Here is a 26217-nt window from a genome sequence, read left to right on the forward strand (position 1 = left end):
CCCGTACCGCGGTTCAACGGTTGTCCCCCGCTCTGAGCTCAGTGGTGATCTGTCGTCGGCCGGAGACGGCCGCCTCGGCCAGCACGGCCACGGCCGCGACGGCCGCCAGGCCGAGGGCCTGGAGCAGGACCGGCAACCCCGCGGACCGCAGCCCGGTGTGCACCGGCGCGCCGACCATGACGGTCAGGTCGACGGCCGGGCCGAGCAGCGGTACCGCCGTGGCGGCCACCAGTCCGCCGAACGCCGCGGCGAACACCGCCTGCGGCAGGGCCTCGGTCAGCAGCAGGGCCAGGCCCTGCCGGGGCCGCAGGCCCATGGTCCGCAGCCGGGCGAGCAGCGCGGCCCGTTCGGGCGCGGCGCGGACCAGGGTGAGGAGGACCGCCAGCAGCGCGAACGCGGCGGCGGCCACGACGGCCGCCCAGAACAGCCGGGTGGCCGACCGCTGCAGGGGGTTGTGCCCCAGCTCCGCGGCCATCGGTGCGGCGGTCCGCACCTGGAAGCCCCGCCCGGCCGCCTCCGGCCCGAGCGCCGCCGTCCCCGCCCCGGTCCCCGCACCCGCCGAAGCACCCGCGCCGCCCGTAGCCGTGCCGCCCGTACCCGCCGGAGCACCGGTCGCGGCGGCACCCGCCCCCAGCAGCTCGCGCAGCCGGGCCGCGTCCACGTCCCCCACCGCCAGCCACCGGTTCGGCCGGACCTTGCCGGACAGCCGGGGCGCCAGCGCGGCCCGCGGCACGACCACCGTGCGGGTGGTGACCCCCGGCAGGGCAGGGGTGCGCTCGATGCCGCCGGTCATCACCAGCATCACCGTGCCGTAGGTGGACAGCCGCAGGTTCTGCGGGCGGTCGTCGAGCCGGGCGGCGAGGTCGGCGCTGACCAGGGCGGGCAGTGGGGCCGCCGGGTCGGCGGTGGTCGCGAGCCGGTCCGCGTCCGGCCGGCCGTAGCCGGCCTGCTCGGCCAGCCGGGCGTAGGCGCCCGGGTCGACGGCGACCACGGCCACCCCGGTGATCAGGGAGGAGTCGGAGGTGGCGACGGAGGCGTCCAGTTCGGTCCACACCTCGGTGCCGAGCCGCACCCCGGGGAGCCGGCCGGCCGCCTCGGCGAACCCCTCGGGCAGGGGGGTGCCGGGCGCGTCGGCGTAGACCGCGGCGTCCGCGCCGACGGCGAGCCGCGCCGCGCGCAGCCGCCCGCCGTCCACCGAGTCGACCACGGTGGCGCCGAACCCGGCGGTGACCACGGCGAGCAGGAGGGCGACGGTCGGCAGCACCGGGGAGCCGCTGCGGCCGTCCGAGCCGCGGGCGGCCCGGGCGAGGCCGATGAAGCCGACCGCCCCGGGCCGGCGGGCGGCCCGGCGGGCCAGGGCGCCGGTGAGCGCGGGCAGCAGCCGGCCCAGCAGCACCGCCCCGGCCAGGGCGCACAGCAGCGGGGCCGCGACCAGCAGCAGGTCCACGCCCTCGCCGCTGGGCGCCACGCCCCGCCGCCGGATGGCGACCACGGCCGCCACCGCGGCGGCCAGCACGGCGAGTTCGAACACCAGACGGCGGGCCGGGAGCTTCCGGCGCGGTCGGCCGAGCAGGGCGGCGGCCCGGATCGGCAGGGCGAGCAACGCGGTGCCGGCGACCAGTGCGGCGGCCGTCACGGCGGCGGTCCAGCGCGGGGTGGGCAGGGCCCAGAGGGCCAGCAGCGTGCCGGCGGTCGCCGCCGGGAGGACGGTGACCGCGCCCTCGCCGAGCAGCCTTCCGAGGACGCCGGTGAGCGAGGCGCCGCGGGCGCGCAGCAGGCGCAGCTCGGCGGTCCGCCGGTCGGCGGCGAGTGCGGCGGCCAGGCAGAGCACCACGGCCGCCACCCCGGCGACGCCGGCCGGTCCGACCACGGTCAGCGGGGCGACGGCGGCCTGCCGGTCCCTGGACTGCCGGAGCAGGCCGGGCAGTTGGGAGGTGATGCGGAGTTCGGGGTGGCCGGCGGCGGTCGCCAGCCCGGTGGCCTGCGGGCCGGCCAGCAGCGAGGAGACCGCCCGCTCGGCCTCGGTCAGCCGGTCGGCGCGCAGGGTGCCGGTGTCGATCGGCAGCCGCCAGAAGTCCTCGGGCGGCGCGGAGTCGCCCCAGGCGAACAGTTCGCCGGACAGCGCGGTGTCGCCCACGGCGGTGGTCAGCCAGTAGAGCTGCGGGGGCTTGCCGTCGGTCTGGGTGAGGCAGGCCCGGACGGCACACGGGAAGGCGTACCAGTAGGGCCCGTCCGGGTCGACGGGTTCGTACAGGCCGACCACCTCGGCGCGGAGGGCGGTGCGGTCGCGGGTCAGGCCGGCCTCCAGGACGGTGCCGGTCCGGGCCCCGAGGGTGTCGGCGGCGGCCTTGGCGAGGACGACCTGGACGCGGATCTCCCCGCCCTCCCCGCCGTCGGGGCCGCCGGCCCCCGGGTCGGGGTCGGCGGGGGTGGCCCGCTCGGGCCAGCGGCCGTCGACCAGCCGGGCGTGGCCGGCCAGGTCGTGCAGGCTCATCAGGTCCAGCTTGGGGGCGGCGCCGTCCGGGCGGGCGAGTTCCCGGTTGCCCAGGTCGCGGTTGCGGACCGCGCGGGCGCCGTACACCGGGCCGCCCGGGCCGGGCCGGTACGGGTCGGTGACCTTCCCGGCCAGGAGCCCGGCGATCCGGTCGAGCTCGGCGGCCTGGGCGGGGCCGCCGTTGGCGGTGGCGGTGGCGATGAGGCTGGTGGCTCCGAGGCCGTTGCGGTGCAGCAGGTCGCGCAGCGCCTCGTCCGCGCCGCGGTCGAGGGCGCGCGGCAGGGCGGCGGCGAGGAGGGCGGTGGTCAGCGCCAGCAACACGGTGAGCAGGGCTCCGGTCCGGGCGGCGCCCAGCCGGGTGCGGATCCACGGCGCGGGCCGGTGCCGGGCCGGGCGGTCGGCCTGGGTGGTCACATCTCCTCCACGTGGCGCAGCCGCGCGGCCGGATCGCGGTGGCGGCGGACCCCGAGGGCCGCGGCGAGCAGGGGGACGGCGGCGGTGGCGAGGGCGGCCGCCAGGGCGGTGCCGAGCGGCAGGTGGACCAGGACCTCGGGGACCGGGCGGCGGGCGGCGGGGGTCAGCACGACCAGCGGGACCACCAGGTGGACCAGGAGGGCGCCGAGGCCGAGGCCGACGGCGGTGCCGAGCCCCACCAGGACGGCCTGCTCGCCGAGGACGGTCCGGGCCACGCCGCGCCGGGGCATGCCGAGGGCGGACAGCACCGCGAACTCCCCGGCCCGCTCGGTCCCGGAGGCGGCCGTGGCGGCGGCGAAGCCGATCGCGGCCAGGACGGCGGCGGCCACCGCGAGCGCGGCCAGGGCCTGCTGGGGTGCGGCGCCCTGCGGGTCGTCCAGCAGGGCGGCGGCGGTCTCGTCGAGGACGGCGAGGTTCTGGGAGCCGGTGGCGGCGCGCAGGTCCCGGACGGCTCGGTCGACCACCGGGTCGCCGGGGCCGGTGGCGGGCAGCCACCACTCGGCGGGCCGCAGGCCGTCCGTGCCGGTCCGAGCGAGGAGCCGTTCCAGGGTGCCGAGGTCGGCGAGGACGGCGGCTCCGTCGGTGGTGGGGAGGGCGCGGACGGCGGTGGTGATCCGGAGCGGGACGGTGGTGGTGCCGACCGGCATCCGGACCAGGTCGCCGGGCCGGGCGCCGAGGGCGTCCAGGTAGGCGCGGGTGGCCACGACCGGGATCTCCGTCGGCGCGGCGGCCGCGGCCTTCCCGTCGGTGGGTTCCAGCAGCACCCGGACGGTCCGCTCGGCGCCGAGGCGGGCCTGGTAGTCGAGGACCGCGAGCCGGTCGCCGCCGGCCGGTGCGGATCCGGTGGCGGCCGCCGGGTCGCCCGGGGAGTCCGGGCCGGCGGCCGCCCAGCCGAGTCCGGCCGGGACGGGCACCGGGGTCGCCGGGCCGCCCGGGCCGTCGGAGGTCGCCACCCGGTGGACGGTGAGCCGGCCGGCGCCGCCGCCGTCCCGGTTCTCCCGGTACGAGAACTCCAGGGCCGCCACGGTCAGCGGGTAGGCCGGGGAGCCGACCGGCGCGCCGGTGAACGGCGCGAGGTCGAGGCTGAGCCGGGCGTCGCCCTGCTCGGGCAGCCCGGGCATCATCAGCCAGTACGGGATGCCGAAGCGGTCGCGCAGCAGCACCCGCAGCGCGGGCCGCTGTTCGGGCCGGGCCTCGTACCGGTACGGGAGGTCGGGCGGCGGCGCGGTCTCCCGGCGCAGCACCTCCAGGCTGACGTCCAGGTCGATCCGGGTCGGGCGGCCCGGCAGGACCAGTCCGGCCTGCGGGCCGGTGGGCGCCGGGACGGCGATCGGGGTGAGGACCTCCGCGGGCGAGCGGCCCTCCAGCAGGTCGGGCCGGATCCGCAGCCGGTCGGCCAGGCCGCGGGCGTCCGCGGCCAGCAGCTGGGCGCTGCGGCCGCCGGGCAGCGGCTGCTCCTCGCGGGCCACCGGGGTCAGCCGGTCGCCGCCGGGCAGCGAGCCGTACCGGCCGCCCTGGCCCAGGGCGGGGACGCCGGGCGAGGTGATCCGCAGGCCGCCGGCGGTGGTGAACGCGGCCTGGTCGCGCTGGGAGGTGGACCAGGCGGCGTGCTGGCCGAGGGCGAGCACGCTCATCGCCACGGCGAGGACCAGCAGCAGGACCGGTCCGGTGGAGCGGGCGGGCCGGCGGGCGAGCTGCCAGCCGGCCAGCGCGGAGCCCAGGCCCCGGCCGCGGGCGGCGAGTCGGCCGCCGAGCCGGGCGGCGAACGGCAGCAGCCGCAGCACCACGACGGTGCCGGCGCACAGCGCCAGGGTGGGGGCGGCCACCAGCAGCGGGTCCACGCCGAGGTCGCCGGCGGTGTCGGTGCTGAGGCCGCCCCGGTACCGGTCGAGCTGGCGGTAGGCGAGGACGGCGAGCAGCACCAGGGCCAGGTCGGCGCCGGAGCGGGCGGCCCCGGCGACCAGCTGCTGCCGCCGGCCGGTCCGGCGCAGCACGGCCGCGCCGGCGCCGCGGAACACGGCGGGCAGGGTGGCCAGCAGCGCACAGCCGAGGGCGCAGCCGGCGGCGACCGGCCAGCTGCTCCAGGCCGGTCCGGCCGACACCCCGGGGACGGCGAGCAGGCGGAGCAGGACGGGGGTGAGCAGCGGTGCGAGCAGCGCGGAGGGCAGCGCCAGCAGCAGCGCCTCGACGGCGGCCAGGGCGGCGAGCCGGCCCCGGGCGGCGCCGCGGGCGGTGAGCAGTGTGTCCTCGGCGGTCCGCCGCTCGGCGAGCAGGTGGACCACCAGCAGGACCGCGGCGGCGGCCAGGACGGCCAGTTGCAGGGCGCCGATCATCAGGGTGGAGCGGGCGACCAGGGCGGCCGAGCGGGTCTCGGCCAGCAGCCCGGGCAGGTCGGTGCGGGCGGTGAGGCCGGCGGGGGTGACGTACCCGGGTGCGGTCAGCGGGGCGGCCCGCTCGGCCAGCCGCCGCGCCTCCTCGGTGTCCACGGCGCCGAAGTCCGCGCCGATCAGCCAGCTGCGGCCGGCCTGGGCCAGGCCGCCGGCGGTGAAGGCGGAGTCGTCGACCAGCAGCGGCCCGTACGTGGTGAAGCCCTTGACCTGCACCTCGCGGCCGCCCAGCGGGTCGAGGCGCCAGTAGGGCCCGGTCCGGTCGGCGGCGCGGTAGACGCCGGTCACCCGGACGGTCAGGGTGCCGCCGGCGTTGCGGTCGGTGAGGGTCAGGTCGGCGGGCAGGGCGGCCTCGGCCAGCCCGAGCCGGGCGAGCGCGGCGGACGGTACGGCCACCTCCACCGGCGACCCGGCCCGGGCCGCGGCGGGCCACTGCCCGGCGGTGAGGGCGAGCCGGCCGCGGTCGAGGGCGGCCAGCAGGGTGAGGTCCGGCCCGGTCCCGGTGGTGGCCGCCCCGGGCAGCCCGTACGAGCGGCTGCGGGCCACCGCGTCCACGGTGGCGGGCAGCGGGCCGAACAGCCGGGCGGCCACGTCGCGGACCTCCGCGTCGTCGCCCGCGCGGCTCGCCGCCGACCGGTCGCCGCTGAGCAGCACGGTGGCGCGGACCCGGCCGGGCCCCTGCAGCGTGCTGCGCAGCCCGGCGTCGTCCACCCCGCGGTCGAACGCCGCCAGCGTGGTCAGCGCGGCCGTGGTGATCAGCATGGTCAGCAACGCGGCGGCGGCCAGCGGCAGTCGGCCGCGCAACCGGCGCACGGCGAAGCCGATCATCCCCGTCTCCCCCCGACACCGGATGCAGGTCCCCGGATAGCGGACGATCCTGTCAGATCCGCTCAGGAGAAGGAAGGGTCTTGCGCGAATCATGTGACAGGTGAGCACACTTGGGCTTCCAGTGGCTCAGCCGACCGGGGGTAGCAGGACATGACGCAGCAGGGCACCATCACCGCGCTCGACGGCATGGTGGCGGTCGAGGACGTCCACCGCAGCTTCGGCAGCGGCCCGCGGGCGGTGCACGCCCTGCGCGGCGTCACCTTCACCGCCCGCCGCGGCGAACTCACCGTCCTCAAGGGCCGGTCCGGCTCCGGCAAGACCACCCTGCTCAACCTGGTCGGCGGCCTGGACACCCCGACCTCCGGCCGGATCCTCGTGGACGGCACCGACCTGGCCGCCCTCGCCGAGCCGGAGCGTCTGGCCCTGCGGCGGGACCGGATCGGCTTCGTCTTCCAGTCCTTCGGCCTGCTGCCGGTCCTGACCGCGGCGGAGAACGTCGGGGTGCCGATGCGGCTGCGGCGGATGCCGGCCCGTCAGCGGGAGGACCGCGTCCGCACCCTGCTGGCCCTGGTCGGGCTCGCCGACCACGCCGAGCAGCGGCCCGGCGAGCTGTCCGGCGGCCAGCAGCAACGCGTCGCCATTGCCCGGGCGTTGGCCAACGAGCCGGACCTCCTCATCGCCGACGAGCCCACCGGCCAGCTCGACTCCGAGACCGGCCGCGCGGTCATGGAACTCCTCCGCGCCGTCGTCCGCAGCGAGGGCGTCTCCGCCCTCGTCGCCACCCACGACCCCACCCTCATGGAACTCGCCGACCACATCATCGACCTCACCGACGGCCACACCACCCCGTAGCCCTCCCGCAACTGGCGAACCCCCAGCAGCACCCCTCGCAACCGGCCGACCACAAACACCAACGCACAGGGGCGCGGTCCCCCGCGCCCCTGCACCTACCGCTTCAGTCCGGACGCCCGCCTCAGCAGGCGCCCCCGTCCGCCCACACGCCCCACTGGCCGCTCAGCGAGGGGTCCTCGCCCTGGGTCCACCACTTGTTGGTGTAGGTGTGGCCCTTCCAGGACACCTTGGTGCCCGCGGTCGGGTACACCGTCGTGGAGTTCCAGCTCGGCGCCGTGCAGCTGCCGCCCGGCACGGTCGGCGAGGTGCTCGCGGTCGGCGAGGCCGACTGGGTCGGGCTGGCCGAGGCGGTCGGGCTCGCGGACTGCGACGGCGTGGCCGAGTTGGTCGGGGTCGGGGACGGCGCGGCGGGGCAGCCGGCGGCGGAGCCGTCGGTGGCGCTGGCCATCTTGTCGAGCAGCTTGGTCTGGGTGCCCAGGTCGTACAGCGAGAAGGCGAAGCTGCCGCCGAGGCCGTTGCAGTGCGCGTAGTCGATCTTGGCCTGGATGGACCGCTCGTTCTCGCCGGTCCAGAAGGTGGTGCCGTCGTAGAAGTACGCGGTCTTGGCGGCGTCGTCCCAGTAGGTGTAGGCCGGGTTGTCGACGAAGCCGTTGAGCTCCTTGTACATCCGGATGCCGCCGACGTTGCCGCTCATCGCGCCGCCGGTGGCCGGGCCGGTCGCGCTCTGGAACAGGCCGTTGTTGGCGCCGGCGGGCACGCCGGTCCAGCCGCGGTAGTAGAACGGGATGCCCATGTTGATCTTGTTGGCGGGGAAGCCGCCCTTGATGCCGTACTCCGGGTCACCGACGGTCCAGGCCTTGATGGCGGCGTCGACCGAGTACTTGCCGTTGCCCGGCTTGGCCGGGGTCATCGGGTCGTTCGGGTTGGAGTAGAGCGGGGCCTGGTGGTTGGTCGGGCCCTTGGCGTCCCAGGCGCCGTGCATGTCGTAGGTCATGACGTCGAGGAAGGTCAGGTACGGGCCGAGCTTGTCGGTCTCGACGTTCATGATCTTGTCCTGGCCCGCGCCGACCGCCGCCGCGGTGGCGTAGGTCTTGCCGTCGGCCTTGCCCTGGGCGTCCAGCTGGGCGCGGAACTCCGCCATCAGCAGGGTGAAGTTCTGCTTGTCGCCGGGCGAGGAGTGGTTGCCGGTGTGGCCGCCGCCGCCCGGGTACTCCCAGTCCACGTCGAAGCCGTCGAAGACGCCGGCCGCCGAACCCGGGCCGCCGAAGCCGCCCTCCAGCGGGAGGTTGCCCTTGATGAACATGTCGACGCAGGAGGAGACGAACTTCTTCCGCGAGGCGTCGGTGGCGGCGACGTCCGAGAAGTACTTGGAGTAGGTCCAACCGCCGATCGACATCAGGACCTTGAGCTTCGGGTTCTTCGCCTTCAGCTTCTTGATCTGGTTGAAGTTGCCGGCCAGCGGCTGGTTCCAGGTGTCGGCCACGCCGTCCACCGAGATGTCCGCGCCGAAGCTCTTCTGGTAGTCGGCGAAGGAGTCGCCCGCGCCGTCGCCGGCGTTGGGGTCGTCCTCGTTCTGGGAGGCGGCCTTGTTGGCCTCGAAACAGGTCCCGTTGGTCGGGTGGATGTTGGCGAAGTCGTAGATGATGTAGTCGAGTTTGCCCGCCGCACCGGTGTCCTGGACGGTCTTCAGGTAGTAGGCGTTGCCGTAGACCGACCACTGGTCGAAGTAGGCGACCTTGATGCCGCCGCTGGTGGCGGGCGCGCCGGTGGTGTTGCCGGCCGCGGCCTGGGCGCTGTTGCCGGCGGTGAGCGCCAGCGAGCCGCCGAGCAGCAGGGAGGCCGCGGTGCCGACGGCCAGCGCGACCGCGCTCTTGCGGCGGCGCCGGTGCGCCGGCCGCGGCGACTGGGGGACGGAACGAAGCATGGCTGCGTGACTCCAGGGTGTGGGGGTCCCGCCACGGCCCGGGGGAGGCGCACGGATTCGGGGGCCGTGCAGCCATGGGCATGACAGGGATGGGCGGGCGAACGGTGGAGCGGGGGCCTGCGGGGATCCCGGTGCCGGACAGGCCGAACCGGCGCCGGCGGCCGGGGCCGTCGACGCCGGTCCAGGGGCTCCCTGCACCTGGCCACAAAAATGGACTAGACCAACACCACCGTCAAGAGCCGATCGCCCCGCTTGAGCCGCCGTTAAGGTTCTCCCCCGGCGGAGTTGAGGACACCCGGCCCGTCGCCGACGCCCGGTCAGTACCGCAGCGCCGCCTCGACCGAGGCCGCGACCGAGCCGGTCAGCGCCCGGTTGCTCTGGGCCGTCGTCTGGGCGGTCGCCCCCGGCGCGACCTCCTCCACGTCCACCACCACCACGTCGAGCACGTTCCCGGAGGTGTCCTTGAAGTCGACCTGGATCAGGTACTCGTTGCCCTGCGAGTCGTGGTTGACCACGGTGACCGGGACCTGGACCCGCCCGTTCGCGGCGGGCGCGACGGACCCGAGCGTCACGTCGCCCTTGCCGTCCCGGCCGCCCTTGACGCTGGCCAGCGCGGAGGAGGCGGCCGCACGGGCGGAGGCGGCCTCCGAGGCCACCCCGCTGGCGGCGGAGGCCACCGCCGAGGGCAGCGCGCTGGCCGCCGAGGCCGCCTCCGAGGCCACGCTGCTGGCCGCCGAGGCGGCGGCCGAGAGCGCCGACTGGGCGGCGGACAGCACCGAGGTCGCCGAGGAGGTCGGCGTGCTGTCCGAGGAACACCCGGTCGCGGCCAGCGCCACCACCACCGCACCCACCGCTGAGGCCACCACCGGCCGGACCCGACGCATCATTGCCACTCCTCACTCGCACGGTCCCACCCATGAACCCACCCATGAATCCCGCCCACGACCCCGCCCACCCTCGCCACCGCAGGGGCTCAGGCGATGCCGGTGCCCGCCCGGGCCTGCATCGCGGCCTCGTCGGCGGCCCGGGCCTCGCGGCGGCGCAGCACGTCCTGCCGCCGGGTGACCACCGCGACCGCGCCGAGCGCGCTGACGGAGAACGCCAGGACGCCCAGCCAGGGCCGGTCCAGCCGGTGGCCGAGGGCGTGGTCGAGGGAGTAGCGGCCGGCTCCGGCGATGCCGAGGGCGAGCCCGCAGGCGCCGAGCATCGCCGGGTACTCGTAGCCGCCGCCCATCGCGAAGAACCCGGCCGGGGCGTGCACCGAGGTGGCGCCCGCCATGGTGCCCGCGACCATCGCGCCCGCCGCCGGGGTGGCCAGGCCGAGGGCCAGCAGCGCGCCGCCGCCGGCCTCGCCGAGCCCGGCCGCCTTCGCGTTCCGCAGGCCGGGCTCGAACCCCATGTGCTCCATGGCGGCGGCCGTGCCCTCCAGCCCGCCGCCGCCGAACCAGCCGAACAGCTTCTGGGCGCCGTGCGCGAACAGCACGCCGCCCACCGTGGTGCGCAGCGCCAGGAGTCCGAGATCCTTGCGGTACAGACTGGTCATGGTGTGCCCCTGGGTGTGTGGCGGCCGGTGGTCGTACCCCTCCATCCCAGCCCACCCCCGGGGCCCGCTCGACCCGGGGACCGCCATCCGGGCGACCGTCCGGCGGGAACTCGGCCCAAGCCCGGCAGGAGTCCGGAGAGGGAGGCGACGGCGTTGTCGGGAGAACCGCGGCACCGGCCGCCCGAGTACCACCTGGACGGCTCGTCGGTCACCGGCGAGCGGGACCTCTACGCCGCGCTCGGCCGGGCGCTGCGGGCGCCGGACGGCTACTACGGGCGCAACCTGGACGCGCTGGCGGACTGCCTGCGCGGCGGGTACGGGCCCGAGCCGCCGTTCACGCTGGTGTGGCACCACGCGGCGGCGGCCCGGCGGGTGCTCGGCCGGCGGCTGGAGCGGGCGGGCGGCGGGGAGCGGGACTACTTCACGGCGGTGGTCGAGGTGCTGCGCGAGGCGGGGGTGACGGTCCGTCTGGAGTGAGCGCGGACCGGCGTGTGGCGTCGCCCGCGCCGCCGTCCGCCGCGCATCATGGCCCGGTGCCCGACCTCAGTCTGAGCAGCGCGTTCACCACCTTCTTCGCCGTCGTGGGGCCGCCGAAGGTCCTGCTGGCCTTCGCCCACCTGAGCCGGCGGTACAGCCTCCCCGAGATGCGCCGGCTCACCCTGGTGAGCTCGGCGGTGGCCGGCGCGGTCGGGGTCACCATGGCGTACGCGGCGGATCACCTGACCGACTTCTTCCACGTCAGCGACCAGTCCCTGCAGCTGGCCGGCGGGGTGATCTTCTTCATCTACGCGGTGGCCCTCGTCATGGGGATCGGGTTACCCGGCGGCGAGGAGGGCGGGCACCTGGCCAACCCGCTGGCGGACGGGGTGCGCGAGCTGATGCTGCCGTTCGTGGCCAGCCCGCTGGCGATCACGGCGGTGCTGGTGGAGTCGCTGGAGGACGACTCCTGGGCGCAGCGGACCACGGTGGCGTCCATGTACCTGGCGGTGATCGCGGTGGACTGCGTCTGCGCCCTGCTGCTGGCACCGCTGCTGCGGATCACCCACCAGACCTCGCTGGAGGTGCTCGCCCGGCTGCTCGGGCTGCTGCTGGCGGCGGTCGGCGTGGAGCTGTTCCTGGCCGGCCTGGCCAGCCTGGACGTCCCGATCCCCGAGAAGCACTGAAGCACTGACCCGCCCCGCAGGCGGTCAGCGGGCGACCACCGCCCGCCACGGCACCGGGCTGGAGAGGATCATCGAGCTGGACGGCTGCCCGTACGCGCCCAGCCGGTCGATCAGCTGCTCGAAGGCGACCATGTTCGGCACCCCGACCAGCAGTGTGCAGCAGGCGCCGCCGGTGACCCGGTGGAGCTGGAACACCTCCGGCCAGGTGGGCACGTCCGGGTCCTTGAGCACGCAGCGCGGGCCGTAGCACTGGATGCTGACCAGGGCGGTCACCGCGGTGCCGGCCCGGGCCGGGTCCACGTGGGCGTGGTAGCCGGTGATCACCCCGTCCGCCTCCAGCCGGCGGACCCGTTCGGCGACGGCGGGCGCCGAGAGGTTCACCCGGCGGGAGAGCTCGTTGTACGAGAGCCGGGCGTCGGCCTGCAGCTCGGCCAGCAGGAGGCGGTCGACCGCGTCCATCGGGGGCCTTTCCGTTCGCAAGGTCATTCGGCACCGAGACCGTGTGAACGCAAAGCGCTCGTGCCGATCCGGTGTCCGTCGCCCATTCAAGAGCACGGACGACCGCCGCACAATGGTGACGCCCTGCGAGGAAGCAGGCGAACCCAGGAGGAACCGTATGAATGGGGACGCCGTCCGGCCGAACCTGACCTTCCGCCCCGAGGAGGAGCCGGGCACCGGCACCCCGTACGCCCGGTACGTCCACCTCGACATCCTGCACAGCCTGCAGCAGCCCCGCAGCAAGGTGCCGGCGGAGTACTCGTTCATCGTCGCCACCCAGGTCATGGAGCTGCTCTTCGACCTGCTGCGGCACGAGTGGACCGCCGCCCAGCAGGCGCTGCGCGAGGACGACCTGACCGGCGCGCTGGCGGCACTGCGGCGCGGCACCCACGTCCAGGACGTGCTGGTGAGCTCCTGGGACCTGCTGGCCACCATGACCCCGGCCGAGTTCAACGCCTTCCGCGAGGTGCTCGGCGAGGCCTCCGGCTTCCAGTCCGCGGAGTTCCTGCGGCTGGAGTTCATGCTCGGCAACAAGAGCGAGAAGATGCTGCGGATGTACCAGGAGGACCCGGCCGCGCAGGCCGACCTGGCCACCGCGCTCGCCGCGCCCAGCCTGTACGACGACGCCCTCGCCCTGCTGGACCGGCACGGCATCGCCGCCCCACACGAGCCTTCCGCCACCCGCCACCAGAGCGACCCCGCCGTGGAGCAGGCCTGGCGCGCCGTCTACACCGACCCCGAGCGGGCGGACCTGGCGCGGCTCGGCGAGGCCCTGCTGGACACCGCCGAGCGGGTCACCCGCTGGCGCCAGCGGCACTACGCCGCGGTGAAGCGGACCATGGGCGCCAAGCCCGGCACCGGCGGCTCCAGCGGCCTGACCTGGCTGAAGCAGGCCGCCGACCAGGACGTCTTCCCCGAGCTGTGGGCAGTGAGGAACGAACTGTGAGCGACCTGCGCCCGGTCCCCACGCGCGAGGAGTGCGCCGCGCTGGACGCCGCCGACCCGCTGGCGGGCCTGCGCGAGGAGTTCCTGCTGCCCGAGGGAGTGCTCTACCTCGACGGCAACTCGCTCGGCGCGCTGCCCCGCCGCGCCCCCGAGCGGGTCCGCGAGATGGTCGAGCAGGAGTGGGGCCACGGCCTCATCCGCAGCTGGAACGACGCCGGCTGGTACGGGATGCCCCGCCGGCTCGGCGCCCGGCTCTCCCCGATGCTGGGCGCCGCCCCGGGCCAGGTGGTGGTCTGCGACTCCACCTCGGTCAACCTGTTCAAGGTGCTCAGCGCCGCCCTGCGGCTGCGCCCCGGCCGCCGGACCGTGCTCGCCGAGAACGCCGCCTTCCCCACCGACCTCTACATCACCGAGGGCGTCACCGGCGTCTTCGACGGCGCCCGCAGCGTGCTGCTGCCCTCCGCCGCCGACCTCGACGACCACCTCGGCGAGGACGTCGCCGCGGTCGTCCTCTCCCACGTCGACTACCGCACCGGCGAGCTGCTCGACATGGCCGCCGTCACCGAACGGGTGCACCGCGCCGGGGCGTTGATGATCTGGGACGTCTGCCACACGGCGGGCGCGCTGCCGGTCGAGTTCGACCGCTGCCAGGTCGACTTCGCGGTGGGCTGCGGGTACAAGTACCTCAACGGCGGCCCCGGTGCCCCCGCCTTCCTCTACGTCGCCGAACGCCACCAGGCCGACGCCCGGCAGCCGCTCAGCGGCTGGTTCGGCCACGCCCGCCCGTTCGCCTTCGAGCCCGGCTACGAACCCGTCGACGGCGTCGGCCGGTTCCTCACCGGTACGCCCCCGCTGCTCGGCATGGCCGCGCTGGACGCCAGCCTGGACGTCTGGGAGAAGGTCGACCTGCAGGCCGTCCGGACCAAGAGTCTGGCCCTCACCGACCTGTTCATGGACCTCGTCGAGCCGCTCGGGCTGCCGGTCGTGACGCCGCGTCAGCAGACGCTGCGGGGCAGCCAGGTGGCGCTGCGGCACCCGGACGGCTACGCCGTGGTGCAGGCACTGATCGAACGCGGTGTGATCGGCGACTTCCGGGCCCCCGACCTGATCCGCTTCGGCTTCACCCCGCTGTACCTGTCCTACACGGACGTCTGGGACTCCGCCCGCCACCTCGCGGAGGTCCTGGAGACGGGCGAGTGGCGCGAGGAGCGCTTCACCCGCCGCGGCGCGGTGACCTGACGGCGCCGACGGGTCCGTCCGACGCAACGGGCAGCCATCGGGGCGCGCGGGGGCACCTCCCCGCGCGCCCTCCGTGGTCGCCCGGTGGCGCACCCGGGCTCCCTCACCCGCCACCAGTGTGCGGCTCACCGACCCCGAGGCTTCTCCAAGTCGCCACCGGTCCCCCCTGTTCTTCGTCCGCGATTGCCCCATAATGGCGGGATGATCAGTGTCGGTCCCGGATACCCGGGGGTACGGCGGCCGTTCGGCGTGGTGGCGTCCACCGAGGAGGTGCTCGCCGATCCGGCGGCCGACCCGGGGGTGCTGAACCCGTTGGAACAGGCCCGGGCGGCGCGGTTCCGCCGCGACCGCGACCGGAACGACTTCGTCGCGGCCCACCTGCTGGTGCGGCGCTGTGCGGCCCGGCTGCTGGAAATCCCTCCCGCCGAGGTGGAGTTCGTCCAGCACTGCGCGGACTGCTCGATCCCCGGGCACGGACGGCCGGGGGTGGCCGGACGGCCGGAGGTCTCGCTGAGCCTCTCGCACACCACCGGCGTGGTCGCCGCCGCGGCCGGCTTCACCCCGGTCGCCGTGGACGTCGAACAGCTCGGCTCCCGGCAGGCGGACCCGGCGGTCCTGGCCCGGGTGCTGGCCCCCGCCGAGGAGAAGCTGGTGTCCGCCCACCCGGATCCGGAGACGGCGTTCCTGCGGCAGTGGGTCCGCAAGGAGGCCATGATCAAGCTCGGCCTCCTCGAACTGGACTCGCTGGCCACGGCCGACCTCTCCGCCCTCCCGCTGGACCAGGAGCCGGGCTCCCTCGCCCACTACCGGACCGACGACCTCCACTTCACCGAGTTCCACGACCCGCGCCGCGGGGTCCTGGTGGCCGCGGCCGGCCCGATCCCCGTCCTCCTCGGGGTCTCCGCCACCCCGTTCACCGACCTGCCCTGACCTCGGCCCCCCTCCCCCGGACGGGCCGGCGGCGGCCTTCGCGGCGGCATTCGTGGCGGCCCCGGGGAGGTGCTCGGGGAGGGCCGGGGCCGGGGGCCGGACCGGGCGTAAGCGGGTGTTAGCGTGCTCCGGGCCAGGGGTGCTGGCCATGTCGTACGGAGGTTCGCGAAACCATGGCCAAGCTCCTGCTGAGCCTGCACGTCCTGGTCGCCGTGCTGTCGATCGGCCCGGTGGCGGTCGCCGTCAGCATGTTCCCGGCCCGGGCCCGGGTGGCGCTCGCCGAGGGCCCCGACCAGGCCACCGCGGTCGCCTCCGTCCGGCTGCTGCACCGGATCACCCAGGTCTACGCCCTGCTCGGGCTGGCGGTGCCCGTGCTGGGCATCGGCACCGCGCAGGTGATGGGCGTGATGGGCGACGCGTGGCTGATCGCCTCGATGGTGCTGACCGCCGTCGCGGCCGTCTTCCTGCTGATCTTCGTGGTACCCGGCCAGCAGCGGACCGTGGACACCCTGGACACCGAGGCCCGCGGCGAGGACGCGACCGAGGACCGCCTGCGCGCCACCAGCGCCCTGCGGATCCTCCCCATGACGGCGGGCGTCTTCAACCTGCTGTGGGCCGTCGTCACGGTTCTGATGGTCATCCGCCCGGGCTCCACCACCGGCGCCTGACCCGCAGGCGCCTGACCCGCGGAGGCGGGCTCTTCCGGGGCGCCCGTGCACATCACCCGCACCCCCGGAGCCGCCCGCCCGCGGGCGGTCACGCCTCGATGTGGGTCTCCAGACCGCGCAGCAGGGTGTCGATCTTGAACAGGAAGCGCTGGTCGCCGTCGCCCTCGACCATGGTCCCGGCATGCTCCACCAGGCGCGGGAACCGGTCGCGCGGCAGCCGGGAGAGGTAGTCCTCGATGCTGGCGAAGTAGGCGTCGATGTCGGTGCCGGAGGCCGCCTTCGCCGTGTAGAGCGAGCCCTCGTAGGCGTCGGTGTCGATCAGCTGGCCCAGCGTGTCGAGGGCCCAGGCGGCGACCTGCGGGGGGATGCCGGCCTGGAGCAGCAGGTCGAGCATGAACTCGGTGACGCGCAGCTGGTTGGGTCCGAGCGGGATGGACCCGAGGGAGATCAGCGTGATGTCGCGGTGGGCGGAGTAGACCCGCTGCGCCTCCAGGCAGATCTCCTTGACCTGGTCCTTCCAGCGGGCCGGGTCGGGCCGGTCGGGCAGATCGATCTCGCCGGTGATCCGTTCGAGCATCAGCTCGCACAGCTCGTCCTTGTTGGAGACGTGCGCGTACAGCGAGGCGGGGCCGGTGCCGAGCTCCTGGGCGACCCGGCGCATGGTGACGCCGGCGAGGCCCTCGGCGTCCAGGATCCGGATCCCGGCCGCGACGATGGCGTCCCGGCTCAGCGGCTGCCGGGGTTCGGGCCTGCGCGCCTTGTGCCAGGGGATCTCGGGCATCGCCGAGGACATGGGCCACCTGCTTTCTGAGCATCGGTCGTCGAACATCGTACTCGCAGCGAACAGTGTTCCCCTCGACGAACACCGTTTGACAGAATCTCGACGGCCCCGTAGAACAGTGTTCGTCGAAAATAACGCTGTTCGAAGCCACCTGGAGAACCGGTGCCCGACACCCCGTACAGATGGCGATGGGTCGCGCTCTTCGTGATCCTCGCCGCCGAGGTCATGGACCTCCTCGACTCGCTCGTCACCAACATCGCCGCACCCGCCATCCGCGCCGACATCGGGGGCGGCGAGTCGACCATCCAGTGGCTGGGCGCGGCCTACACCCTCGCCATGGCCATCGGCCTGATCACCGGCGGCCGGCTCGGCGACATCTTCGGCCGGCGCCGGGTCTACCTGATCGGTGCGGTCGGCTTCACCCTCGGCTCGATCGCCTGCGGCCTCGCCCAGGAACCGGCCCAGCTGGTCGCGGCCCGCGCGTTCCAGGGCCTCCTCGGCGCGGTGATGCTGCCGCAGGGCCTGGGCATCATGAAGGAGATCTTCTCCGAGAAGGAGCAGGCCACCGCGTTCGGCATGTTCGGCCCGGTCATGGGCCTGTCCACGGTCGGCGGCCCGATCCTCGCCGGCTGGCTGGTCGACGCCGACCTGTGGGGCACCGGCTGGCGGATGATCTTCCTGATCAACATCCCGCTCGGCCTGTTCGCCATCGGCGGCGGCATCGCCTTCCTCCCCGAGTGGAAGAACGCCCGCGCCGTACGCCTCGACCTGCTCGGCGCGCTGCTCGCCGCGGCCGCCTCGGCGCTCATGGTCTACCCGCTGGTCCAGGGCCGCGAGCACGACTGGCCCGCGTGGGCGTTCGTCCTGATCGGGCTCTCCGTCGCCGTGTTCGCGGTGTTCGGCTGGTACGAGCGCCGGCGCAGCCGCACCGGCGGTGACCCGCTGGTCGAGCCCAGCCTGTTCGCCAAGCGCGGCTTCAGCGGCGGCATGGTCCTCGGCCTGGTCTTCTTCTCGGCGATGACCGGCTTCTGGCTGACCTTCAGCCTCTACACCCAGCTCGGCCTGCACTACTCGCCGTTCAAGGCCGGTCTGACCGGTATCCCCTCCTCGCTGGGCATGGTCGTCGCCTTCGTCTCCTCGCAGGCCCTGCAGCGGTTCGGCCGCACGGTGATGCACGCGGGTCTGGTCGTCATGGTGCTGGGCGTCGGCGGTCTGATCCTCACCCTCCAGCTCGCCGGTACCGGGGTCACCCCCTGGCAGCTGATCCCCGCCCTCACGGTGGCCGGCTTCGGCATGGGTCTGGTGATGGCGCCGTTCTTCGACACCGTGCTCGCCTCGGTCGAGCCGCACGAGACCGGTTCCGCCTCCGGCACCCTCACCTCGGTCCAGCAGCTCGGCGCCGCCCTCGGCACCGCGATCCTCGGCACGGTCTTCTTCGAGCGGATCAAGACCACCGACTTCGTCAAGGCCGAGCAGTTCACGCTGGGTGTCGAGATCGCCATGCTGGTGGTCGTCTTCGCCGCGGTCTTCCTGCTCCCCCGGCACGCCCGCACGCACGCCGAGGCGGCGAGTGACGCCGACACCCCGGCCGTCCCGGAGCCGGAGCTGACCGCCTGACCGCGGTGGCCCCCTGCACGCGAGGGGTCACCGCGACGGTCACCCCGGGCGATGCCCCGTGCGACTCGGGCTCGGGCTCAGGCTCAGGCCGCCGAGTGGGCGCCGCGGATCTCCAGGTCGGCGAGGAGTTCGGCGGTGGCCTCCGCGACCGCGGCCACGGCGCGGTCGAAGACCTCCCGGTTGTGGGCGGCGGGGGCGCGGAAGCCGGAGATCTTGCGGACGTACTGGAGAGCGGCCGCGTGGATGTCCTCGGGGGTGACCTCGGGCGTCATCGGGGGGCGGAGGGTCTTGATGCTTCGGCACATGCCTCCAGTCTGCCCTCGCCGCCGCCCCGGCCGGCCGGGAACGGGCAACCCGGCCCCGGCGCGTTCGACCACCCGCCCCGGCGGCCGCCCGCACCGTAGCCGTCAGCGGGCCGTGGCCGTCAGCGGGCCGCGAGGCCGAACAGCCGGGCCGCGTTGTCGTGGCAGACCGCGCGCAGCCAGTCCTCCCCCAGCTCCAGCCGTTCCAGCGACCGCAGGGCCTCCAGGTAGGGGTACGGGATGTTGGGGAAGTCGGAGCCGAGCAGCACGCGGTCGCCGAGGGCGAGCAGCCGGGGCAGCTCGGCCCTGGGGAAGGGGTTGGTGGCCTCGGTGAACCCGGTGAACACCATGGTGGTGTCCAGCCGCACCCCGGGGTACCGCTCGGCCAGGTCCAGGAAGTCCCGGTACTCGGGCAGGCCGAGGTGGGCGACGATCAGCCGGAGCCGGGGATGGCGGGCCAGCACCTCGCCGATCGGTCCGGGGCCGGTGTGCTTGCCGGGGGCCGGGCCGGATCCGCAGTGGGTGACCACGGGGGTGCCGGTCTCGGCCAGCAGGCCCCAGACCCGGTCGAGGTGGGCGTCCCGCGGGTCGTACGCGCCGACCTGGAGGTGGGCCTTGAACACCCGGGCGCCGCGGTCGATCGCGGCCTCGGTGTAGGCGGCGGCGCCGGGCTCGGGGTAGAAGGTGGCGGTGTGCAGGCAGTCGGGGGTGCGGGCGGCGAAGTCGGCGGCCCAGGAGTTGAGCCAGACGGCCATGTCCGGCTTGTGCGGGTAGAGCATGGCGGTGAACGCCAGCACGCCGAACTCCCGGAGCCTGGCGACCCGTTGCTCCTCCGCCTCGCGGTAGGCGATCGGCCAGGGGCGGCCGGTGAGCGGGCCCACCGCGTCGAAGTAGGCCCACACCTTGTCGAGCACCCGCTCGGGCATGAAGTGGGTGTGCACATCCACCAGCCCGGGCAGCCCCAACCCGCGCCAGAACGCCCGGACCTCCGCCGCCTCGCCGCCCCGGGCCGGGCCCGGGTCAGCCGCCCTCACGCCCGCACCCGGGCCAGGATCGCCTCGGTGTCCACGCCGGTGGGCAGGGTGCCGTACGCGCCGCCGCGGTCGCCGCCCAGCCGGGAGGCGCAGAAGGCGTCGGCCACCGCCGGGTCGCCGTGGCGGACCAGCAGCGAGCCCTGGAGGACGAGGGCCAGCGACTCGACCAGCCGGCGGGTGCGGTACTCGATCTCGGCCGGGTCGCCGAGCTGCTTGCGCAGGTCGGCGACGGCGGCGTCCAGCCGGCGGTCGGCACCCGCGGCGGCGTCGACCTCGGTGAGCAGCGCCTCCACGGTGGCGGGCTGCCGGGCCATGGCGCGCAGCGCGTCCAGGGCGGCGACGTTGCCGGAGCCCTCCCAGATGGAGACCAGCGGGGCCTCCCGGTAGAGCCGGGGCATGCCGGACTCCTCGACGTAGCCGTTGCCGCCCAGGCACTCCATGGCCTCGGCGGCGTGGCCCGGACCGCGCTTGCAGACCCAGTACTTGGCGACGGCGAGGCCCAACCGCCGTACCAGCACTTCGTGTTCGTCGCCGGCCAGGGCGCGGTCGGTGGCCTCGGCCAGGCGCATGGCCACCGTGGTGGCGGCCTCGGACTCGACGGCGAGATCGGCGAGCACGTTGCGCATCAGCGGCTGGTCGACCAGCGCCGCGCCGAACGCCCGCCGGTGGGTGGCGTGGTGGTGGGCGCGGAAGGTGCCGTACCGCATGGCGGAGGCGGCGCCGACGGTGCAGTCGAGCCGGGTCATGTTGACCATCTCGATGATGGTCCGCACCCCGCGGCCCTCCTCGCCGACCAGCCAGCCGACCGCCTCGTCGTACTCGATCTCGGAGGAGGCGTTGGACTTGTTGCCGAGCTTGTCCTTGAGCCGCTGGAGGTGCAGCCGGTTGCGGGTGCCGTCGGGCAGGACGCGCGGCAGCAGGAAGCAGCTGAGACCTCCGGGCGCCTGGGCCAGGGTGAGGAACACGTCCGACATCGGGGCCGAGGTGAACCACTTGTGGCCGGTCAGCCGGTAGGTGCCGTCGGGCTGCGGGAGGGCCCGGGTGGTGTTGGCGCGGACGTCGGAGCCGCCCTGCTTCTCGGTCATCGACATGCCGGCGATCAGCCCGCGCTTGCCGAGCGGCTCACGCAGCCCGAAGTCGTACTCCCGTGCGGCGAGCAGGGGTTCGTACCGCTCGGCGAGGGAGGGGGTGGCGCGCAGCGCGGGGACGGCGGCGTAGGTCATCGAGATCGGGCAGGTGTGCCCGGCCTCGACCTGGCCCCAGACGTAGAACTTGGCGGCCCGCGCGGTGTGGGCGCCGGGGCGGTCGTCGCGCCAGGGGGCGGCGTGCAGGCCGTGGCCGACGGCGGTGCGCATCAGCTCGTGCCAGTACGGGTGGAACTCGACCTCGTCGATCCGGTGGCCGTAGCGGTCGTGGGTACGCAGCACGGGCGGGTTCTCGTTGGCCAGCCGGCCCCACTCGGCGGCCTGCTCGGAGCCGGCGAGGCGGCCGAGTTCGTGCAGCTCGGGCTCGGCCCAGCCGGCGCCGGCCCGGTGCAGGACGGCCAGCAGGGCCGGGTCGGCGGCGACGTCGTGGCCGTAGGGGTCGGGCACCTGGTTGGTGACCTCATGCGTCGCTGTCATGGCTGCCTCCGAGGGCGCGAAGGGTGAAGGAGACCAGGGCGGGGATGACCTCGTCGGGGTGGCGGCCGCCGGCGGCCAGCGGGCCGACCAGGGCCTCCCCGACGGCGCCGACCAGGGCGGCGCCGGTCAGTTCGGCGTTCTGCGGCGGGATCTCGCCGGCCGCGACGGCGTCGGCGATCTGCTCGGCGAACAGGTCGCGGAAGGCCCGGCGGAAGACCAGCCGTTCGGCGTCCACCACCGGGTCGGCGGGTTCGGCGAGCAGGGCGTAGGCGAGCCGCGGCGCCCTGAGCGCGCGGGCGGCGAAGGTCTCGACGGCCGCGGCGAGCCGCCGCTGCGGGGTGGACTCGCGCCGGGCGGCCTCGGTCACCGCGGCGACCTCACGGCCGACCACGGTGCGGAACAGCTCGACCGCGAGCTCGGACTTGCCGGAGAAGTGCCGGTACATGGAGCCGGTGGCGATCCCTGCGCGTTCGGCCACGGCCGCCATCGAGCAGCCGCCGTACCCGCGCTCGGCCAGCAGCACCACGGCGGCCTGCAGGACCGCCTCGCGCTGGGCGTCCAGGCGGGCCTGGACGGCGGGGGTGCGTCGGTATGCCACGGGAAGAATTGAAGCACCGATTCACTGCTTCGAACAGGGGGCGCGGGCGGGCGGGCCGGCGGGTGAGCTGGGGGGCAGGCGCGGACGGAAGGAGGCAGGCGAAGGGGCCGCCCGCTCGGCGGACGGCCCCGGTGGCGCGGGTGGCGCGGGTGGCGCCGGTCGTGGCGGACCCTACGGCTTGGGCAGGACGCAGCCGGCCCGGTTCAGGTCCAGCTTGTTGCCCGGGGCGAAGCAGGCGGGGATCAGGTAGGTCTCCTGGGCGTAGTTGATGCCCTTGCGGACCGTCACCTTGCCGCTCTGGTCGACCTCGCAGGGGTTGTTCACGGTGCAGGACTCGCCGTCCTCGTTGCCGGTGTTGTTCACCGCGACCACCTTGCCGGTGGCGACGTCCACGACCGGCGAGCCGGAGGTCCCGCCGATGGTGTTGCAGCTGGAGGTGTACCGGACCGAGTCCTTGAAGGTCCAGGAGCCCTCCTTGAGCCGGTAGACGAAGCCGTCCACGTTGCAGGAGTAGATCCGCTTCCAGTAACCGGAGACCACCTTGATCGCCGAGCCGGCCACCGGGTGGGTGTCGGCGATGGTCAGCGGGCTGATCCCGTAGCGGGACTGGATGTCGGCATAGGTGGAGGTGAGCTGGTAGATCGACACGTCGGTGTCGGTCATGGTCCCGTACGCGATCTTGCTCGCGCGGACCGTCCCGAGCCGGCCGCCGCTCGAACTCAGCAGCGTGAAGCTGCGGTTGGACGAACGGTTGGTGACCACCTGGCCGGGTCCGGGCATGCCGGTCTCCAGGCAGTGGCCGTTGGAGAGGATCAGGGCCGGGTCGCCGGCGGCGGAGCCGGGGAGCCGGACCAGGGATCCGGAGCAGTTGCTCAGCGCCACGGTGCCGGCGAAGTCCACGGCGACCGGGGCGGCGGCCTTCGGCGGTGCGGGCTCGGCGGTCCGGGCGGCGGCGGGTGCGGCGCCCGCGAGGCCACCGGCCCCGGCGAGCAGGAGTGCGGACAGCGCGCCGATGAGCGGCTTCTTCATGAGAGTGCCTCTCGGTGTGGGGGTATCCCAAAGCTGGCGCGCTCATGACATGCTGTCAAGACTCAGAGGGAACTGTCAGAAAACCTCCACAGAAAGGGAGTTCAGCCCTCGCGCCAGTGCCGGCGACCGACACTGATCAGCCGGAGCTGGGTCCGCACGGTGGCGGTGATCCGGGCCTCCGACTCGGCGTCGGCCTCCAGCAGCTCGGCGGCCGTGGACACCATCCGGTCCACGTACAGCTCGGCGAGCATCCGCACGTCCGCGGCAGGCCACCCGGCCGAGAGCGGCTGGGCGGCGAGCGCGGCGGCCACCTCGTCCACGAACCGGTGCAGCTCCGCGCCGATCGCCTCGCGCACCGCCCGCACCCCGCCGTGCCGCTCGCGGGCCAGGAACCGGGCGTGCGCCCGGTGGTCCCGGACGTGCTCGGCGACCACCGCCACCGCCCGGTCGATCACCGGCTCCGGGTCGTCGTCGGCCCCGCCGTCGCCACCGCCGGCGAACGCCGCCCGGATCATCGCGTGCAGGCTGGCCAGCGACTCCTCCACCAGCACCACCGCCAGCGCGGAGAGGTCGGTGAAGTGCCGGTAGAACCCGGCCGGCGACATCCCCGCCTCGCGGGTCACCTCGCGGACCCCGAGGGAGCTGAGGTTGCGGTCCTCCAGCAGCCGCAGCCCGGCGTCGAGGAGGGCGCGGCGGCTCTGCTGCTTCTGGACCTGGCGGACCCCGGGGGTGTGACTCACATCATTCAGTAAACAACCGTTTGCCGACTTTGGCCAGCGTAGACTGGTGAAGTCAGCGAACAGTTGTTAGCCGACTTGTCGGAGGGCTCGTCATGTTCCTCGTCGTCATCGCCCTGATGGGACTCCTCGCGGGGGCCGCCATCCACACCTCCCTGCCGGTCTTCCTCGCCGCGGCGGCCGCGATCGGCGGCTGGCTGCTCGCCTTCGGCGCCCGCGAGCACCTCACCCGCGCCCGCCGGATCTGACCCGCCCACGGCACACGCCGGACACCGCACGCCCCGGATACCCCGGACGCCGCGCACCACCGACACCCCGGACCCCGCACCACCGGACGCCGGACCCACCGGCAAGGAGCCCTCCGTGAACCTCTCCCAGCGCCAACGCACCGGCGAGGCCGACCAGATGGCCGTCGCCTCCTTCGTCCTCGGCCTGATCGGCCTGCTGGTCTTCAACCTCGTACTCGGCCCGCTGGCCCTCGCGCTCGGCGGCCTGGCCCTGGTTCGCGGCACCGGCCGCCGGGGCCGGGCGCTGCTCGGGCTCGCCCTCGGCGCGGCGGACCTGGCCGTCCTGGCCGGTGCGGTCGCCACCAGCCACGGCACCCTCTGGCAGCTGGGCGGCTGAGCCGACCGCCAGCTGACCCGCGGCCGGGCCGGGGTCGGCCGCCGGTCGGCGCCGCGCCACAGGGTGACCGCCCACCACTCAACCGGTGGGCGCGGTCCACTTCTGGTTGTCGCCGCCGGTGCAGGTCCAGATCTGGATCCGGGCGCCGTTGGCGGAGCTGCGGTCGGTGACGTCCAGGCACCTGCCCGCCGCCGGGTTGACGATGTCGCGGCTGCCCGGTACGTAGCTCCACCGCTGGGCGCCGGTCCCGTTGCAGTCGTAGAGCTGCACCTTGGTGCCGTCCGCCGTGCCGCCGCCGGTCACGTCCAGGCACTTGCCGAGCGCCCGGATCGTGCCGTCCGCGCCGACCGTCCACTGCTGGGCGGCCGTGCCGTTGCAGTCGTAGAGCTGGACGGCGGTGCCGTTGGCGCTGTCGGCGCCCGCCACGTCCAGGCACTTGCCGGCGAGGCCGGTGATCCGGCCGGTGGCGCCGCCGCCGCTCTGCGACCCGGCCCAGGTGAAGGTGGCCGAGGTGCGGGCCGGCAGGGTGTACGAGACGTTCTGGCCGCCCCAGGCCACCCGGACGGTCTGGGCCGCGCCCGAGGCGTTGTACGCGATCAGCGCCAACGTTGATCCAGCCCCTGTGTGGGCCGAGCCTTCGATTTGCCACATGGCGAATAGTCAGTAAGGTTTCCTGTTCAACCCCTTGACGCGGCCGCCGGCAGCCGGTTGACTCTCCGGCCATGACCAGGATCCGTCAACTCGCCGTGGCGGCCGCGCTGTTACCGCTCGTCGCCCTCGCCCCCACCGCCGCGCCCGCCGAGGCCGCGCCGCCCTCCTTCACCCACCCGGGCGTGCTGGTCAGCCGCGGCCAGCTCGACTTCGTCCGCGGCAAGGTCCAGGCCGGCGCCCAGCCCTGGAAGGCCGCCTACGACCGGATGCACGCCAGCAAGTACGCCTCGCTGAGCCGAACTCCCAAGCCCCGCGCGGTCGTCGAGTGCGGCTCCTACTCCAACCCCAACTACGGCTGCACCGACGAGCGCGAGGACGCGCTGGCCGCGTACACGCTCGCCCTGGAGTGGTCCATCACCCGGGACAGCCGCTACGCGACCAAGGCGATCCAGATCATGGACGCCTGGTCGGGCACCCTGAAGGACCACACCAACAGCAACGCCCCGCTGCAGAGCGCCTGGTCGGCCTCCACCTGGCCGCGCGCCGCCGAGATCATCCGGTACGGCTACGGCAACTGGCCCGCCGACAAGGTCGACCGCTTCGGCGCCATGCTGCGCAACGTCTACCTGCCGAAGGTGGTCAACGGCTCCCGGAGCAACGGCAACTGGGAGCTGAGCATGACCGAGGCCACCATCGGCATCGCCGTCTTCCTGAACGACCGGTCGGTGTACGACAAGGCGGTCGCCACGTTCCGCGGGCGGGTCCCCGCCTACGTCTACCTGGCCACCGACGGCCCGCTCCCGAGGACCGCCCCCGGCAGCGGGCTGGACACCCGGGACGAGATCGTCCGGTACTGGCAAGGGCAGACCACCTTCGTCGACGGCCTCAGCCAGGAGACCTGCCGCGACCTGACCCACACCGGCTACGGACTCTCCGCCATCGCCCACGTCGCCGAGACCAGCCGGATCCAGGGCCAGGACCTCTACCCGGAGGTCGCCGACCGGCTGCGCCACGCGCTCGGCCTTCACAGCAGGTACCAGCTGGGCGAACCCGTCCCGGCGAACCTCTGCGGCGGCGCCCTGGAGCGGGACCTCGGCCCGGTCACCGAGGTCGGCTACAACGCCCTGCACAACCGCCTCGGTTACGGCATGGAGAACACCCGGAAGCTGACCGAGCAGCAGCGCCCGGCCGGCACCGACAACCTGTTCACCGCCTGGGAGACGCTCACCCACGCGGACAACCCGGCCTGACCCCCGGCGGGCCGGGAGACACCTCCG

Annotated in this window: 24 protein-coding genes and 1 pseudogene; 11 read left to right on the forward strand and 14 right to left on the reverse strand. The window is 74.6% G+C overall.

Annotated elements, in window-relative coordinates; translation table 11 throughout:
* Nucleotides 1–13: 13 nt before the first annotated feature.
* Both ABWK59_RS11030 and ABWK59_RS11035 read right to left on the reverse strand, forming a co-directional pair.
* Entirely contained in the window at nt 14–2908 is a 2895-nt protein-coding gene (locus ABWK59_RS11030) for a hypothetical protein (protein ID WP_354640064.1), read from the reverse strand.
* A complete protein-coding gene (locus ABWK59_RS11035) occupies nt 2905–6183 on the reverse strand; it encodes an ABC transporter permease (protein WP_354640066.1) in 3279 nt (1092 codons plus the stop codon). Before ABWK59_RS11035 ends, ABWK59_RS11030 begins: the two co-directional genes overlap by 4 nt.
* Nucleotides 6184–6333: 150 nt before the next feature.
* Here ABWK59_RS11035 and ABWK59_RS11040 point away from each other — a divergent pair, with 150 nt between their 5' ends.
* Nucleotides 6334–7035, forward strand: coding sequence for an ABC transporter ATP-binding protein (locus tag ABWK59_RS11040; RefSeq protein WP_354640068.1), 702 nt, complete (start codon nt 6334–6336; stop codon nt 7033–7035).
* Nucleotides 7036–7156: 121 nt separating this feature from the next.
* On the opposite strand, the gene ABWK59_RS11045 is transcribed toward ABWK59_RS11040, so the two are convergent.
* From ABWK59_RS11045 to ABWK59_RS11055, 3 genes are all read right to left on the reverse strand, one after another.
* Nucleotides 7157–8959, reverse strand: a complete 1803-nt coding sequence (locus ABWK59_RS11045) for a glycosyl hydrolase family 18 protein (protein WP_354640069.1) — start codon at nt 8957–8959, stop codon at nt 7157–7159.
* Between the two features lie 317 nt (nt 8960–9276).
* The gene (locus ABWK59_RS11050) at nt 9277–9846 is read right to left on the reverse strand and encodes a hypothetical protein (RefSeq protein ID WP_354640071.1); all 570 of its coding nucleotides are present in this window, start codon (nt 9844–9846) and stop codon (nt 9277–9279) included.
* Nucleotides 9847–9932: 86 nt separating this feature from the next.
* Nucleotides 9933–10502, reverse strand: coding sequence for a DoxX family protein (locus tag ABWK59_RS11055; protein ID WP_354640072.1), 570 nt, complete (start codon nt 10500–10502; stop codon nt 9933–9935).
* 153 nt (nt 10503–10655) lie between these two features.
* Here ABWK59_RS11055 and ABWK59_RS11060 point away from each other — a divergent pair, with 153 nt between their 5' ends.
* Both ABWK59_RS11060 and ABWK59_RS11065 read left to right on the forward strand, forming a co-directional pair.
* A complete protein-coding gene (locus tag ABWK59_RS11060; protein WP_354640073.1) occupies nt 10656–10979 on the forward strand; it encodes a barstar family protein in 324 nt (107 codons plus the stop codon).
* A gap of 56 nt (nt 10980–11035) precedes the next feature.
* Nucleotides 11036–11665: a MarC family protein gene (locus ABWK59_RS11065; protein ID WP_354640075.1), complete on the forward strand. Its 630-nt coding sequence runs from the start codon at nt 11036–11038 to the stop codon at nt 11663–11665.
* Between the two features lie 24 nt (nt 11666–11689).
* Here the strand turns inward: ABWK59_RS11065 and ABWK59_RS11070 are convergent, their stop codons facing one another.
* A complete protein-coding gene (locus tag ABWK59_RS11070) occupies nt 11690–12124 on the reverse strand; it encodes an Lrp/AsnC family transcriptional regulator (RefSeq protein WP_354640076.1) in 435 nt (144 codons plus the stop codon).
* A 157-nt stretch (nt 12125–12281) separates the two neighbouring features.
* On the opposite strand from ABWK59_RS11070, the gene ABWK59_RS11075 reads away from it, so the two are divergent.
* The 4 genes from ABWK59_RS11075 to ABWK59_RS11090 all read left to right on the forward strand — a co-directional run bounded on the left by ABWK59_RS11075 (nt 12282) and on the right by ABWK59_RS11090 (nt 15945).
* Complete coding sequence (locus ABWK59_RS11075; protein ID WP_354640078.1) at nt 12282–13109, forward strand: tryptophan 2,3-dioxygenase; 828 nt, start codon at nt 12282–12284, stop codon at nt 13107–13109.
* Nucleotides 13106–14347, forward strand: a complete 1242-nt coding sequence (gene kynU / locus ABWK59_RS11080) for a kynureninase (protein WP_354640080.1) — start codon at nt 13106–13108, stop codon at nt 14345–14347. The genes ABWK59_RS11075 and kynU overlap by 4 nt, the downstream gene beginning before the upstream one ends.
* Nucleotides 14348–14548: 201 nt before the next feature.
* The gene (locus ABWK59_RS11085) at nt 14549–15277 is read left to right on the forward strand and encodes a 4'-phosphopantetheinyl transferase family protein (protein ID WP_354640082.1); all 729 of its coding nucleotides are present in this window, start codon (nt 14549–14551) and stop codon (nt 15275–15277) included.
* Between the two features lie 173 nt (nt 15278–15450).
* Complete coding sequence (locus ABWK59_RS11090) at nt 15451–15945, forward strand: hypothetical protein (RefSeq protein WP_354640084.1); 495 nt, start codon at nt 15451–15453, stop codon at nt 15943–15945.
* 88 nt (nt 15946–16033) lie between these two features.
* Here the strand turns inward: ABWK59_RS11090 and ABWK59_RS11095 are convergent, their stop codons facing one another.
* Nucleotides 16034–16738, reverse strand: coding sequence for a TetR/AcrR family transcriptional regulator C-terminal domain-containing protein (locus ABWK59_RS11095; protein ID WP_354640086.1), 705 nt, complete (start codon nt 16736–16738; stop codon nt 16034–16036).
* A gap of 150 nt (nt 16739–16888) precedes the next feature.
* Between ABWK59_RS11095 and ABWK59_RS11100 the strand changes: the two genes are divergently transcribed.
* Complete coding sequence (locus ABWK59_RS11100; protein WP_354640087.1) at nt 16889–18343, forward strand: MFS transporter; 1455 nt, start codon at nt 16889–16891, stop codon at nt 18341–18343.
* Between the two features lie 83 nt (nt 18344–18426).
* Here the strand turns inward: ABWK59_RS11100 and ABWK59_RS11105 are convergent, their stop codons facing one another.
* The 6 genes from ABWK59_RS11105 to ABWK59_RS11130 form a co-directional block, all read right to left on the reverse strand.
* Nucleotides 18427–18648: a DUF2277 domain-containing protein gene (locus ABWK59_RS11105; protein WP_354640089.1), complete on the reverse strand. Its 222-nt coding sequence runs from the start codon at nt 18646–18648 to the stop codon at nt 18427–18429.
* A gap of 119 nt (nt 18649–18767) precedes the next feature.
* Entirely contained in the window at nt 18768–19679 is a 912-nt protein-coding gene (locus ABWK59_RS11110; RefSeq protein WP_354640090.1) for an amidohydrolase family protein, read from the reverse strand.
* Nucleotides 19676–21301, reverse strand: coding sequence for an isovaleryl-CoA dehydrogenase (locus ABWK59_RS11115; RefSeq protein ID WP_354640092.1), 1626 nt, complete (start codon nt 21299–21301; stop codon nt 19676–19678). The genes ABWK59_RS11110 and ABWK59_RS11115 overlap by 4 nt, the downstream gene beginning before the upstream one ends.
* Nucleotides 21285–21899 carry a TetR/AcrR family transcriptional regulator gene (locus tag ABWK59_RS11120; RefSeq protein WP_354640093.1) on the reverse strand — a complete coding sequence of 205 codons (615 nt, stop codon included), beginning with the start codon at nt 21897–21899 and terminating at the stop codon, nt 21285–21287. The genes ABWK59_RS11115 and ABWK59_RS11120 overlap by 17 nt, the downstream gene beginning before the upstream one ends.
* A 171-nt stretch (nt 21900–22070) precedes the next feature.
* The gene (locus ABWK59_RS11125) at nt 22071–22928 is read right to left on the reverse strand and encodes a S1 family peptidase (protein ID WP_354640095.1); all 858 of its coding nucleotides are present in this window, start codon (nt 22926–22928) and stop codon (nt 22071–22073) included.
* Between the two features lie 101 nt (nt 22929–23029).
* Nucleotides 23030–23668, reverse strand: a complete 639-nt coding sequence (locus tag ABWK59_RS11130; protein WP_354640096.1) for a TetR family transcriptional regulator — start codon at nt 23666–23668, stop codon at nt 23030–23032.
* Nucleotides 23669–23760: 92 nt separating this feature from the next.
* Between ABWK59_RS11130 and ABWK59_RS11135 the strand changes: the two genes are divergently transcribed.
* Both ABWK59_RS11135 and ABWK59_RS11140 read left to right on the forward strand, forming a co-directional pair.
* Nucleotides 23761–23913: a hypothetical protein gene (locus tag ABWK59_RS11135; RefSeq protein WP_354640098.1), complete on the forward strand. Its 153-nt coding sequence runs from the start codon at nt 23761–23763 to the stop codon at nt 23911–23913.
* A 115-nt stretch (nt 23914–24028) separates the two neighbouring features.
* Nucleotides 24029–24289 (forward strand): DUF4190 domain-containing protein, encoded by a 261-nt coding sequence (locus ABWK59_RS11140; RefSeq protein WP_354640099.1) that lies wholly within the window; start codon nt 24029–24031, stop codon nt 24287–24289.
* Between the two features lie 78 nt (nt 24290–24367).
* Here ABWK59_RS11140 and ABWK59_RS11145 read toward each other — a convergent pair.
* Nucleotides 24368–24892: pseudogene (locus tag ABWK59_RS11145) on the reverse strand (lectin); the annotation flags it as partial.
* Between the two features lie 119 nt (nt 24893–25011).
* Between ABWK59_RS11145 and ABWK59_RS11150 the strand changes: the two are divergent.
* Nucleotides 25012–26190: an alginate lyase family protein gene (locus tag ABWK59_RS11150; RefSeq protein ID WP_354640101.1), complete on the forward strand. Its 1179-nt coding sequence runs from the start codon at nt 25012–25014 to the stop codon at nt 26188–26190.
* The last annotated feature ends 27 nt before the right edge of the window (nt 26191–26217 follow it).

Origin of the sequence: Kitasatospora sp. HUAS MG31 (assembly GCF_040571325.1) — a bacterium.
In the GTDB taxonomy this organism is placed as follows: Bacteria; Actinomycetota; Actinomycetes; order Streptomycetales; family Streptomycetaceae; genus Kitasatospora; species Kitasatospora camelliae.